This is a genomic window from Aureimonas mangrovi, from assembly GCF_014058705.1.
Taxonomy (GTDB): domain Bacteria; phylum Pseudomonadota; class Alphaproteobacteria; order Rhizobiales; family Rhizobiaceae; genus Aureimonas; species Aureimonas mangrovi.
The window spans coordinates 435,834-448,417 of the sequence record NZ_CP059692.1 but is presented as its reverse complement, the minus strand read 5'-3'; the positions used below and the strand labels follow the sequence as shown (position 1 = coordinate 448,417).

The window sequence follows — 12,584 nt, the reverse complement described above, 5'->3', positions numbered from 1 at the left end:
TCCTTCGAATGCGCCGATGCGCGGGATCGGTTCAAACGCACCGGCCCCGGCATCGTTGCCTCGGCGCGCAACACTCGGCTACAGGATGCGCAAAGCCCTCCCCACACGATCTGCCCGCGAGACCTCCTTGCCCTTCACCATCGCCACTTGGAACATCAATTCCGTGCGCCTGCGCCTCTCGCTGGTCGAGCATTTCCTGAAGACGCACGCGCCGGACGTCCTGTGCCTGCAGGAGACGAAATGTCCGAACGAGCTGTTTCCCGAGGCGGCCTTCGCCGCGCTCGGCTACGAGCACGTCGCGATCCACGGCCAGAAGGGCTACCATGGCGTCGCGACGATCTCGAAGACGCCCTTCGAGGACATCGTGCGGCAGGATTTCTGCGCCATCGGCGATGCCCGGCATCTTTCTGCGCGCGTGCGCGTCGGCGAGAGGCAGGTGCGCATCCACAACCTCTACGTCCCGGCGGGCGGCGACGAGCCGGACCCGGAGATCAACCCGAAATTCCGCCACAAGCTCGACTTCATCGAGGAATTGCGGGCCATGCGCTCGGGCGGCGAGCCGAACGTCTCGGCGATCCTCGTCGGCGATCTCAACATCGCGCCCTTCGAGGAGGACGTCTGGAGCCACAGGCAGCTCCTGAAGGTCGTCTCGCACACGCCCGTCGAGACCGACGGGCTTCTGCGCGTCATTTCAGAAGGCGACTGGGACGACCTCGTTCGCCGTCACATTCCGCGCCCGGAAAAGCTCTACACCTGGTGGAGCTACCGCTCGAAGGACTGGACGGTGGGCGATCGCGGCCGCCGGCTCGACCATATCTGGGCCTCACCCGATCTCGGCGAAAAGCTGGTCTCGGCGAGGGTCCTGCGCGAGGCGCGCTCCTGGGAGCGCCCCTCCGACCATGTGCCGGTGATGGCCACGATCGACATCTGACGTGACGGTCCGGCGGGCCACGCCCGCCGGACCGGAGCCCTGCCTCAGAAGGCGAAGCGCAAGGTCGCGCGCCCGCCATGCTGGCTGGCGTCATCGCCGAACTGACCGGCATAGGAGAGGCCGAGCGTTGCGGCCGGCGACAGGTCGACCTCGAAGCCCACCTCGACGAGAGCGGCATCCTGTGCGATCGGCGCACCCGCGACCGTGAAGGCCTGCCCGCCGTCGAAGGCGAAGGTCGAGACCGGCGCCTCGTCGTCGAAGGCGTGGCGCCAGCCGAGCGTGCCGGTCAGGCGCGCGTCCATGCCGCCCAGGTCGAGGGCCGTCGCCGCGCGCAGGCCGAGCGTGGAGAAGGTCGCGTCGAAACCGTCGCCCCCGCCCGAGAGCGCGGCAAGGCCGCCGGTCTCCGAGAAGCCGTCCATGTCGACATCGACATAGGCGAGGCCCGCGAAGGGCTCGAACTCGACGGCGCCGAAAGCGAGGGCGTAGCCGACCTCTCCGAAGACCTGCGTGGTGCGCGCGTCAGTGCCCGCTTCCAGCGTATCCGCGAAACCGGCGAAGGCGACGCCGCGCTCGGTCTCGATGTCGTGGAAGCCGAAGGCGGCGCCGCCGCGCAGCGACAGGCCGCCGAGCTGCGTGCCGGCATAGACGCCGACATGGATGTCGTCGCTGTCGGCCGAGAAGCCGCGTGCATCGACATCGAAGGAGGAGCGCGAGTAGCCGCCGAAGATGCCGAGGCGCGTGTTGCCGCCGACCAGCGCATCCGCACCGACGAGAACGCCGAGCGTGTCGCGGTCGAGGCTAGCGGTGCCGCCCGTCGCGTCGGTCTCGCCGCTCGCGCCGAAGGCGCTGATCCACGTCTCGATGCCGCCGCCGTAGGCGGGCATGACGCTCTCTCCGGGACCCGAGGTCGAGAAGGCGCTGTCCGGCCCGCTCATCGAAGCGTGCAGGCGCGCGCCGACGACCGAGGCGACCTGGTTGGAAACCTCGACGAGGCCCGTCTTCACCGAGGCGTGCGCCTCGCCGGAGAGGGCGTCGAAGGCGCCGCGCGCATCGTCGGCGCCGAGCCCGACCACTGCGTCGTAGAGCGGGGCGCCGGAGCCGAGCACGTCGAGCGCCGTGCCGACGGCGCGCTGGTTGCGCGTCTCGGAGACGTCCGCGAAGCCGACGCCGTTGCGCGACAGGGCGAGGAGTGCGTCATTGCCGACATAGGAAACGTCGGCGCCGAGGAAGGCGAGGCGGTTGTCGAGCGTGAAGGCACCGTCGATGCCGGCGCCCGAGGTGACGATCGTGCAGGGGCTCGCCGTCGCGCAGCCGCTGGTGCCGGTGAGAACGAGGCTCGCCCCCTCCGCGATCGAGACCGCGCCGCCGGCCGAGAGCACGCCGCTGCGGCCCTGAACGTCGAGAAGGAGGCTGGAGCCCGCGTCGAAGGCGACGTCGCCGGCGACCGCCAGGCTCTCCCCCGAAGCGATGGCGACCTGCGATCGGGCTACGTCGAGCGAGCCAAGGCGGCCCGTCCCGATGAGCGAAGCATCGACGAGCGAGACGGCCGACTGCGACAGCCCAGCGTCGGCGAGGATCAGCGAGGCGTTCGCGACGCGTATCTCTCCGGCATAGGCGCTCTCACCGGAAAGCGTCCAGGCGCTGCCGGCCGCGACATCGACGGTCTCGAAGCCGCGATAGGTCGCCTCTTCGCCGAGGAGCGAGACGTCGAAGCGGCCGGCCGCGCCGCCGAGACGGAAGGTGTCCGTGCCGGCCGCGCCGTTCACCGTACCCTCGACCGAGGCGCCGTCGTGATGGACGAAGAGGTCGTCGCCCTCGCCGAACTCGACCGCGATGCCGTTCGAGCCCGCAATCGTGCCGTGGTTCTCGATCGTGTTGGCGTCCGCGCTCACGATGCGGATGCCGAAGCCGTCGAGGCCCTCGATGCGGCCGTGGTTGAGGATCGAGATCGCCGCGAAGGCGTTGCCGGTGTCGCTGTCGTCCACCAGAATGCCGTTGTCGACACCGCTGATCAGCGCGTCGCGGTATTCGGCCGAGCCGTTGACGACGAGGCCGCCACCGATGGCGATCGCCTCGCTCGTGGCGGGCAGGAGGTCGCCCTCCTTGGTGCCGTTGGAGCCGAGGCCCCGGATCGTGCCGTAATTATAGATTTCGCCGATCGCGTCGATGTCGACGCCGTCTCCGTCGCCGTACTCGGCATCCGGATTGAAGGCGCCGACGATCTCGCCGTAATTCGTGACCACCATCGGGCCCTGGTCGGCGAGCGTGTCGTAGTTGATGCCCGAACCGTTGCGCCCGATGATCAGCGCGCCGGCCTCGTTGAGGATCGGCATCGGCAGCTTGCCGGTGATACCGTGGCGGTTGCCGTCGACGACGCCGCCGGTGCGGTTGACGACCATGCCGACATTCGTGTCCTGGAAGTCGATGCCGTCGGAGGAATCGTTTGGATCGACCGCGCGGCCGATGATGGTGCCGAAGTTCTCCACCATGCCGCCCTGGCCGGGACGCACGGCGTCGGCATCGGCCGTCTCGATCAGCCCGTAGTTGCGGATGACGATGCTTTCGGCGCGTGCGCCGTTGAAGTCGATGGCCTGACCGGCATCGTCGCCGGTGCCCCGCGAGGCGATCGTGCCGCGGTTCTCCACGAGCACGTTGCCGAGCGTCGGCACCTCGCTGATGCGCACCGCGTCGTCGATCGAGAGGATGCGGCCGTCATTGTAGAGCTCGAACACCGGCAGGTTGCCGGCGTAGTTCAGGTTGATCGCGCGGTTCGCAGACTGCGTCGAGAGGATGTCGCCGGTGTTGCGCAGGGTGGTCGAGCCCGCACCGAAGCGGATCGCGTCGTTGTCGGCCGCTTCCATGATGCCGCTGTTGGTCAGTTCCACGCGCGAGGCGCCCGAGCGCATCGAGGCGAAATCGAGCACCTGCCCGCCGTCCGAGCGCATCACGCCCGAGTTGTCGATCGTGACGGTGCCCTGCGTCACGTCCGTGTTGACGCGGAACGTGTCGTCGTCGGTTTCCGCGAGCCCGGAATTGACGAAGGTGATCGTGCGCGTGCCCGAGCCGCCGGTCGCGTCGAGGCCGCGATTGCCCGAACGCAGGGTGCCGGCGTTCTCGATCCGCACGTCCTGCGCGGCGCCGCTCTGCGTGATCGCGGTGCCGCTGGTGTTCAGTTCCGCGCCGTTCGCGATCGAGCCGCGATCGGCGCCGGCCACCGTCTTGGACGACGTGTCGGTCGTTCCCGCGGGCACCGTGAAGTCCGCCGCCATCGCAGGGGCCAGGGCAAGGATCGAGACGGTCGCGGCCAGCGTGAGGCTGCGCGACGGGGACGGCAGGCGAAACATGGGAAACTCTCCGGAAAAGCCCGATGAACGATGCCCCTCGCACCCCCATCGGCCAGTCGGCCCCATAGACCCGTTCTATAACGCTTGCGTGACAGTCTCCGCACGACCTTCCGCAGCGGCAATTTCCGTGATGCGGAAAGGCGCGGTGTCGATCGCCGCCGCCATCAGCGCCTGTGTGTAGGCCTCGCGCGGTGCGTCGAAGATCGCCTCCGTCGGCCCCTCCTCCACGATGCGCCCGGAGCGCATGACGATGATGTGGTCGGCCATCGCCCGCACCACCGCGAGATCGTGGCTGATGAAGAGGTAGGACAGGCCGTGCTTCTTCTGCAGGTCGCGCAGGAGGTCGACGATCTGCTTCTGCACGGAGCGGTCGAGCGCCGAGGTCGGCTCGTCGAGGACGACGACCTTGGGCTGGAGCGCCATGGCCCGCGCAATGGCGATGCGCTGGCGCTGGCCGCCGGAGAATTCGTGCGGGTAGCGGTTGCGCATGGCGGGATCGAGCCCGACTTCACGCAGCGCCTCCACCGCGCGCCGGTCGCGCTCGCGCCCGGAGAGTTCGGGTGCGTGGACCTTGAGGCCCTCGGTGACGATCTGGCCGACCGTCATGCGCGGCGAGAGCGAGCCGAACGGATCCTGGAAGACGAGCTGAAGCTCGCGCCGCAGCGGGCGCATCGCACCCTTGCCGGCGTGGGAGACGTCGCGCCCCTCAAAGAGCACCGTGCCCTCGCTCGGCAGGAGGCGCAGGAGCGCGCGGCCGAGCGTCGACTTGCCCGAGCCCGATTCGCCGACGACGCCGATCGTCTGGCCGCCCTTCAGCGCCAGCGAGATGCCGTCGACGGCGCGCACTTCGCCGTCCTTGCGCGAGAAGAGCCCGCGTCGGCGCGTGAAGATCACCTCGACGTCACGGCCTTCGAGCAGCGTCGGCGCACCCTCGGCGGGCGGCGCCTTGCGGCCCGTCGGCTCGGCGGCGAGCAGCATGCGCGTGTAATCGTGCTTCGGCTCTGCGAAGAGCACGGCGGACGCGCCCTCCTCCACCACCTCGCCGCGCCGCATGACGTAGACGCGGTCGGCGAAGCGCTTCACGATGCCGAGGTCGTGGGTGATGAAGACGATCGCCATGCCGAGCCGCGTCTGAAGATCGGCCAGAAGCGCCAGAATCTGAGCCTGGATGGTTACGTCCAGGGCCGTCGTCGGCTCGTCGGCGATCAGGACGTCGGGATCGTTGGCCAGCGCCATCGCGATCATGACGCGCTGGCGCTGCCCGCCGGAAAGCTCGTGTGGATAGGCGTCGATGCGACGCTCGGGCTCCGGAATGCCGACGAGGTTCAGGAGCTCGATCACGCGCTTGCGCGCCGCGCTGCCGGAAAGCCCGGCATGGAAGCGCAGCGGCTCTGCGATCTGACGCCCGATGCGATAGAGGGGATCGAGCGAGGTCATCGGCTCCTGGAAGATCATGGTGATCTTCTCGCCGCGGATGCGGTTGAGCCTGCGCTCCGACAGGCCGATCAGTTCCTGATCGCGATAGCGCACGGAACCCTTCGCGCGCCCGTTCGAGGCCAGCAGGCCCATCATCGCCATCGTCGTCTGGCTCTTGCCCGAACCGGATTCGCCGACGATCGCGACCGTCTCGCCGGGCGCAACGTCGAGGTCGATGCCCTTCACCGCCTCCACTGTGCCGTCATTGGTCTCGAAGGCGACGGTGAGGCCCCGGACCTTGAGGATCGGTTCGCTCATCTCAGCGGTCCTTGGGATCGAGGGCGTCACGCAGGCCATCGCCTAGGAAGTTCAGCGCGAAGAGGATCGCCGTCAGTGTGGCGGCCGGGAAGAACAGGAGCCACGGCGCGCCGCGCATGTTGGCCGCACCCTCCGAGATCAGGAGGCCGAGGCTCGTCAGCGGCTCCTGCACGCCGAGGCCGAGGAAGGAGAGCAGGCTCTCGAGGAGGATCGCCTTCGGCACGAGGAGCGTTACGAAGACCACCACCGGCCCCAGCGCGTTCGGGATGATGTGGCGGCGCACGATGCCCGCATCCGAGACGCCCAGCGCCTCGGCCGCCTGCACGTATTCCTGCCGTTTGATCGACAGGGTCTGGCCGCGAACGATGCGCGCCATGTCGAGCCATTCCGTGCAGCCGATTGCGATGAAGATCAGGACGAAACTTCGTCCGAAGAACACCACCAGCAGGATGACGAAGAAGATGAAGGGCAGCGAGTAGAGGATGTCGACGACGCGCATCATGAGATTGTCGAGCCGTCCCCCGACATAGCCCGCGATCGCCCCGTATGTGACGCCGAGGAGAAGGGCCATGACCGAGGCGAGGACGCCGATGGCGAGAGAGATGCGGATGCCGATGAGGATGCGCGAGAGGAGATCGCGCCCGTTCGCGTCGGTGCCAAAGTAGAAATGCAGGCGCTGGACTTCCGCGGCGAGGAAGCCGCTCGTCGCTCCATCCGGTAGGACCTGGCCGTCAGCGTCCTCCAGCCGTGCGCCGAAGAAGATGTCGGACCGGTCGACATAGCGGGTGATGCGCGGATCGAGCGCCTCGTCCGACGTGACCGGCACGCGCACGGTCGATCCATCGAGCTCGGTCTGTCCGAGATCGACCCGCGAGCGAGCCGCGGCGCGCTCGAAGGCCGGCAGGATATCGTCGGCGCGCGGATAGGCCTCGAGGCTCGCCGGCGCGCGCACATATTGCGGATAGATCCGGTCGTAGGGGTGCTGGTGGATCATCGGCCCGAAGATGCCGGCGAGCGCCAGCGCGATCAGTACGAAGGCGCTGGCGACGGCCGCGCGGTTGCGGCGAAGGCGTGCCCAGGCGTCCTGGCCGAGCGAACGGCCCGGCGCCGGCACCTCGCCGGACGGCGTATCGGCGGTGGCGATGTCAGTCATAGCGCACCCTCGGGTCGAGCCAGGCGTAGAGGACGTCGACGATCAGGTTGAAGACGATGACGAAGCAGGCGATCACGACGACCGTGCCCATCACGAGCGTGTAGTCACGCCCCAGAGCGCCCTGCACGAAGTAGCGGCCGATGCCCGGAATGCCGAAGATCGTCTCCACCACCACCGAACCCGTGAGCAGAGCGGCGGCCGTCGGCCCCAGATAGGAGACGACCGGCAGGATCGCGGCGCGCAGCGCGTGGACGACGACGACGGTGCGCGTCGGCAGGCCGTAGGCGCGGGCGGTGCGAACGTGGTTGGAGCGCAGCGCCTCGATGGTGGCGCCGCGCGTCAGCCTCGCGATGATGGCGATCTGCGGCAGGGCGAGCGTCGCGATCGGGAGCACCATGTGCTGCCACGAGCCCCAGCCGCCGGCGGGCAGCCAGCCCATCATCACCCCGAAGACGAGCGACAGGACGGGCGCGATCACGAAGGTCGGAATGGTGATGCCGAGCGTCGCGGTGCCGACGACCATATAGTCGGCCCACGTGTTCTGGCGCAGCGCCGCGAAGGCGCCGAGAAGGACGCCGAGGACGAGCGCGATCAGAAGCGCGAAGCCGCCGATCTGGATGGAGACCGGCAGGCCGACGCGGAAGAGGTCCACCACCGAGAAGTCGCGCCGCGTGAAGGACGGACCGAGATCGCCCTGCAAAAGACTGCCGAGATAGAGGAAGTACTGCTCGTAGAGCGGCCGGTCGAAATTGTAGGCGCGCTCGAGGTTCTGCATGATCAGCGGGTCGAGCGGGCGCTCGAGGTCGAACGGGCCGCCGGGCGCGAGCCGGATCATGAAGAAGGCGAGCGTGACGATCACGAACAGCGTCGGGATCGCGCTTGCCAGACGCCTAAGGACATAGAGGAACATGGGCGCTCCGAACGACAGCGTCCGCACGACTGATGCCATGCGGACGCGAAGAGGTGAACTGGCCGTGCGGCGTTACTGGCTGACCGACATCCAGCGCGATCCGTGGACGTTCATGATGTTGTCCTCCCAGCCATCGAGACGATCCGAGACGAGCGAGTTGGACGTGTAGGTGAGGATCGGGATCACCGGCACCTCGTCCAGAAGCAGCGTCTCGGCGCGGAACAGGATTTCAGCGCGCGCGTCGAGGTCCGTCTCGGCCGCGGCCTCCTCCATCAGCGCATCGTAGTCGGCATTCGACCAGCGGGAATAATTGAATCCCGGGTTCTCGCTCTCGTTGAGAAAGAGGAAGTTCTGCGGATCCGAATAGTCGCCGATCCAGCCGGCGCGGGCGACGTCGAAGTCGCCGTCCGAACGCAGGAAGTTGAAGTAGGTCGTGCCCTCCATCTCCTCCGGCTGGGCACTGATGCCGATATTGTTCAGCATGTCCGCGATGGCGGTCATCGTGTTCCGGTTGTTCTCGGAGGTGTTGTAGAGGAGGCGGATCGAGAGCTCGCCCGGCCCGTAGCCGGCCTCCTCCAGAAGCGCGATCGCGGCATCCTCGCGGTCGAGGAGATCGTCGCCCGCGTAGGGCAGTTCGGCCGGCTCGCCGTAATTGCCGATACCCGCCGGCACGAAGGAATAGCTCGGCACCATGGCGCCCTGCCAGATCTCCTGGGCGAGGAAGTCGCGGTCGATCGCCATCGACATGGCCTGGCGCACGCGCGGATCGGACAACTCGTCCTTCGTCGTCTTCACCGGCAGATAGTAGGTGCCGAGATAGGGTGCGATGCGCACCTGATCGCCGAGATTGGCCTCCATGTAGGCCATCTGCTCCAGCGGAAGGTCGGAGCAGGACTGCACTTCGCCCGCCTCGAAACGGCGCAGGCACGTCGCGCGATCCTCGAACGGAATGAAGTTGACGACATCGATCGCAACGTTCTGCGCGTCGTGGAACTCCGGGTTCTTGCGCAGCACGATCTGGTCATTCGGCGTGAAGCGCTCCAGCATGTAGGCGCCATTCGTCACCATGTTGCCGGCGCGGGTGAACTGGTCGCCGAACTCCTCCACCGAGGCCTGATGCAGCGGCAGGCCCGTCTGGTGCGTCAGGAGTTCGAGGAAATAGGGGGTCGGCTGGTGCAGCGTGATCTCGAGCGTGCGATCGTCGACGGCGCGCACGCCGAGCTGATCGGGCTCCATGTCGCCCGAATTGACGGCCTCGGCGTTGACGATCGGGTACTGGATGTTGGCGTAGGGCGCCGCGGTCGCCGGGTCCTGGATGCGGCGATAGGCGAAGACGAAGTCGTTCGCGGTTACCGGATCGCCGTTCGACCAACGCGCGTCCTCGCGCAGGCGGAAGGTGTAGACAAGGCCGTCGTCCGACATCTCCCAGCTCTCGGCGACACCCGGCACGATCTCGGCGGTTGCGTCCTGAACGACGAGCCCTTCGTAGAGGTCGCGCATCACGTGGCCCTCGGCCACCGTGGACGTCAAGTGATGGTCGAGCGTGGAGGGATCGGTGTCGTTGCCCCGGTTGTAGACCATCTCCTGCGCGAGCGCCGGAGCCGCCGTGGCGGCGCCAGCCGCCAGTATCGCCGTCGAAAGGCCGAGCGCCCGCATCGTTTCACGCATCATGGAAATCATCCCGATCCCTTATTTTCGAACGGCGAGTATGGCCGGGCACAATGTGGCGCGCAACCGTGCCGCTGCGGCAGCGGGACCTCGTGGCCGTGGACAGCGGGGATGCGAGCCCTCGAAGCTGACGTCCGCGCAACCTATATCGGCCGTGTTCGCGGCCGCGCTCCCCGAGCCGGGCCGCCCGTCTTCCCCAGCGAAGGACATCCGACATGACCCGCTACACCCGGACCGAAGAAGCGATTTCCAAGCTGACGCCCGAGCAGTTCTACGTCACGCAGCAGAGCGGCACCGAACGCCCGGGCACCGGCGAATACCTGTCGAACAAGAAGCCCGGCATCTATGTCGACGTCGTTTCCGGCGAGCCGCTCTTCGCCTCGTCCGACAAGTATGAGTCCGGTTGCGGCTGGCCGAGCTTCACCAAGCCGATCGAGCCGGCCAACGTCGCCGAACTGCGCGATGCGAGCCATGGCATGATCCGCACCGAAGTGCGCTCGGCCGGCGGCGACAGCCATCTCGGCCACGTCTTCGAGGACGGGCCGGTCGATCGCGGCGGCCTGCGCTACTGCATCAACTCGGCGGCGCTGCGCTTCGTGCCGCTGGAGGCGATGGAGGCCGAAGGCTACGGCGACTACGTGTCCCAGGTCGAGACCGTCGACTGACCCAGCGCTGCCCGAAGCGGACATGACGAAGGCCCTCCGGCAAAACCGGAGGGCCTTTTTCGTATCGTCAGCTCGTGGGCGTTAGCTGCGCATCGCGGCGCTTCCAGAGGAACGGCCTGAGCGCGATCGGCACGAACAGAACCGTCCCGATGATGGTCGTGTTCAGTTCCGGCGCAACGAGGAGGATCGCGGCGAAGGCGAGGACGACGCGCTCCCACCAGAACAGCCGGTCGGTGAGATAGTCCGAGAAGGCGGCCGACAGCGCCGTGATGCCGAGCACGCAGCCGTAGGTCGCCAGCAGGAACTCGTTCAGCGAGAAGTCCTGCACCATGATCAGGAGCGAGGGCGAGAAGACGAAGACGAACGGCACCAGCACCTTGCCCATGCCGAGCCGGAAGGCCGTGTTGCCCGCCTTGAACGGGTTCGCCCCCGCGATGCCCGCCGTCGCATACGCGCACAGCGCCACGGGCGGCGTGATGTCGGCGAGGATGCCGTAGTAGAAAACGAAGAAGTGGGCGACCAGCGGCTCGACGCCGAGGAGCCCAAGGATCGGCGCCGTCACCGTCACCATGATGAGGTAGTTCGCCGTCGTCGGCACGCCCGTGCCCATGATGATGCACACCGCTCCCGCCAGAATCAGCGTCATCAGGAGCGTGAGGGTCGCGGTCGTCATCAGGCCGAAAGGAATGAACGCCTCCACCGCGCCAGCCCAGTTCGCCGCCGTGGAGGTGACGATGTAGGCGACCTTGAAGGACACGCCCGTCAGCGTGACGACGCCGATGACGATGCCGACGGTCGCGGCCGCCGCGCCGACGGCCAGCGCATATTTCGCGCCCGTCACGAAGGCCTCGAAGATGTCGGCGGGCTTCAACCGGTTGCGCGGGTTGATCAGGCCGATGACGATGCAGGCGGTGATACCCCAGAAGGCGGCCAGATACGGCGTGTAGCCGTTCATCAGGATGCCGACGAGGATGAAGAGCGGGAAGAGCGTCGGCCAGTCGCGCTTCAGGACTAGCCAGATCTTCGGCATCTCCTCCTTGGTGAGGCCGCGAAGGCCTTGGCGCTTGGCCTCGAAATGCACCTGCATCAGCACGCCGAAGAAGTGCATGAAGGCCGGCACCAGCGCCGCGATCATCACATGCGTGTAGGGGATTGCCAGGAACTCGATCATCAGGAACGCGGCCGCGCCCATGATCGGCGGCGTGATCTGCCCGCCCGTCGAGGCCGCCGCCTCCACCGCCGCCGCGAAGTGGCGCGGGTAGCCGATACGCACCATCGCCGGGATCGTCAGCGAGCCCGTCGTCACCGCGTTGGCGATGGAGGAGCCCGAGATCGAGCCCATCAGCGCCGAGGCGACGACCGACACCTTCGCCGGGCCGCCCGAAAAGCGCCCCGCGACGGAGGTTGCCGCGTCGATGAAGAGCTGGCCGAGGCCCATGCGCGTGGCGAGAACGCCGAACAGCACGAAGTGGAAGACGTAGGTCGCCACGACGCCGACCGGCAGGCCGTAGATGCCCTGGCTGGTGAGGTAGAGATGGTTGACGAGGCTCGTCCACGACGCGCCCGGATGAACGAGAACGCCCGGCGCGTATCGCCCGAACAGGCCGTAGGCCATGATGAGGATGGCGATGACCGGCAGCGGCCAGCCCATCGACCGCCGCGTCGCCTCCAGAAGCACGACGATGAGAAGCGTGCCCATGACGACGTCGACGGGCAGCGGGTTGCCGACGCGGAAGGCGAGGTCGGCGAAGATGTACGGGACGTAGAGCGTCGAGACGAAGGCTGCGGCCATCAGCGCCCAGTCGTAGAGGGGAATGCCCGCCGGGCGCCAGAGGGAGGGCACGTACAGCTTGTCGTCGCCGCGCTTTCCCGAGAAGACAAGGAAGATGAGGCCGAGGACGAAGGCCATGTGGACGCCGCGATGCGTGACCTCGCGCAGGAGCCCGAAGCCGGCGGTGTAGTAGTGGAAGAGCGACAGCGAGAAGAGCGCGATCGCCGCGATCCAGGCCGCCGTCGGCCCGAGCGGGCGGAAGCGGACTTCCGAATCGAACTTCTCTTCCAGTTCGCGTGCCTTGGCCTCGTCGAACGCGACTTCCTGTCCCGCCATCGCCCTGCCGCCTCTTCTATCGTGCCATCGAAAAGGCGGGCCGGCTCGCGCCGCGCCCGCCTCCCCTTCGTT

The 12,584-nt window shown here is 67.6% G+C and carries 8 protein-coding genes; 2 read left to right on the top strand and 6 right to left on the bottom strand.

Features of this window, described 5'->3' with window-relative positions:
• The first annotated feature begins 127 nt into the window (after positions 1 to 127).
• Positions 128 to 931: an exodeoxyribonuclease III gene (locus tag H1343_RS02045; protein ID WP_185984325.1), complete on the top strand. Its 804-nt coding sequence runs from the start codon at positions 128 to 130 to the stop codon at positions 929 to 931.
• A gap of 44 nt (positions 932 to 975) precedes the next feature.
• Here H1343_RS02045 and H1343_RS02040 read toward each other — a convergent pair whose 3' ends face one another.
• The 5 genes from H1343_RS02040 to H1343_RS02020 form a co-directional block, all read right to left on the bottom strand.
• Positions 976 to 4,275 (bottom strand): autotransporter outer membrane beta-barrel domain-containing protein, encoded by a 3,300-nt coding sequence (locus tag H1343_RS02040; RefSeq protein ID WP_185984324.1) that lies wholly within the window; start codon positions 4,273 to 4,275, stop codon positions 976 to 978.
• Between the two features lie 75 nt (positions 4,276 to 4,350).
• The gene (locus H1343_RS02035) at positions 4,351 to 6,009 is read right to left on the bottom strand and encodes an ABC transporter ATP-binding protein (protein ID WP_185984323.1); all 1,659 of its coding nucleotides are present in this window, start codon (positions 6,007 to 6,009) and stop codon (positions 4,351 to 4,353) included.
• A gap of 1 nt (position 6,010) precedes the next feature.
• The gene (locus H1343_RS02030) at positions 6,011 to 7,162 is read right to left on the bottom strand and encodes an ABC transporter permease (RefSeq protein ID WP_185984322.1); all 1,152 of its coding nucleotides are present in this window, start codon (positions 7,160 to 7,162) and stop codon (positions 6,011 to 6,013) included.
• On the bottom strand, positions 7,155 to 8,072 hold the full coding sequence (locus tag H1343_RS02025; RefSeq protein ID WP_185984321.1) for an ABC transporter permease subunit: 918 nt from the start codon (positions 8,070 to 8,072) through the stop codon (positions 7,155 to 7,157). Before H1343_RS02025 ends, H1343_RS02030 begins: the two co-directional genes overlap by 8 nt.
• A 72-nt stretch (positions 8,073 to 8,144) precedes the next feature.
• Positions 8,145 to 9,743, bottom strand: coding sequence for a peptide ABC transporter substrate-binding protein (locus H1343_RS02020; RefSeq protein ID WP_185984320.1), 1,599 nt, complete (start codon positions 9,741 to 9,743; stop codon positions 8,145 to 8,147).
• A 212-nt stretch (positions 9,744 to 9,955) separates the two neighbouring features.
• Between H1343_RS02020 and msrB the strand changes: the two genes are divergently transcribed.
• Positions 9,956 to 10,405, top strand: coding sequence for a peptide-methionine (R)-S-oxide reductase MsrB (msrB, locus tag H1343_RS02015; RefSeq protein WP_185984319.1), 450 nt, complete (start codon positions 9,956 to 9,958; stop codon positions 10,403 to 10,405).
• Between the two features lie 67 nt (positions 10,406 to 10,472).
• Here the strand turns inward: msrB and H1343_RS02010 are convergent, their stop codons facing one another.
• Positions 10,473 to 12,512, bottom strand: coding sequence for a TRAP transporter permease (locus H1343_RS02010; protein WP_185984318.1), 2,040 nt, complete (start codon positions 12,510 to 12,512; stop codon positions 10,473 to 10,475).
• Between the last annotated feature and the right edge of the window lie 72 nt (positions 12,513 to 12,584).

Bases quoted from the DNA above. Each gene is read 5' to 3' on its own strand.
- H1343_RS02010 (WP_185984318.1), bottom strand. From the start codon at position 12,512: ATGGCGGGACAGGAAGTCGCGTTCGACGAGGCCAAGGCACGCGAACTG.
- H1343_RS02030 (WP_185984322.1), bottom strand. From the start codon at position 7,162: ATGACTGACATCGCCACCGCCGATACGCCGTCCGGCGAGGTGCCGGCG.
- H1343_RS02020 (WP_185984320.1), bottom strand. From the start codon at position 9,743: ATGATGCGTGAAACGATGCGGGCGCTCGGCCTTTCGACGGCGATACTG.
- H1343_RS02025 (WP_185984321.1), bottom strand. From the start codon at position 8,072: ATGTTCCTCTATGTCCTTAGGCGTCTGGCAAGCGCGATCCCGACGCTG.
- H1343_RS02035 (WP_185984323.1), bottom strand. From the start codon at position 6,009: ATGAGCGAACCGATCCTCAAGGTCCGGGGCCTCACCGTCGCCTTCGAG.
- msrB (WP_185984319.1), top strand. From the start codon at position 9,956: ATGACCCGCTACACCCGGACCGAAGAAGCGATTTCCAAGCTGACGCCC.
- H1343_RS02040 (WP_185984324.1), bottom strand. From the start codon at position 4,275: ATGTTTCGCCTGCCGTCCCCGTCGCGCAGCCTCACGCTGGCCGCGACC.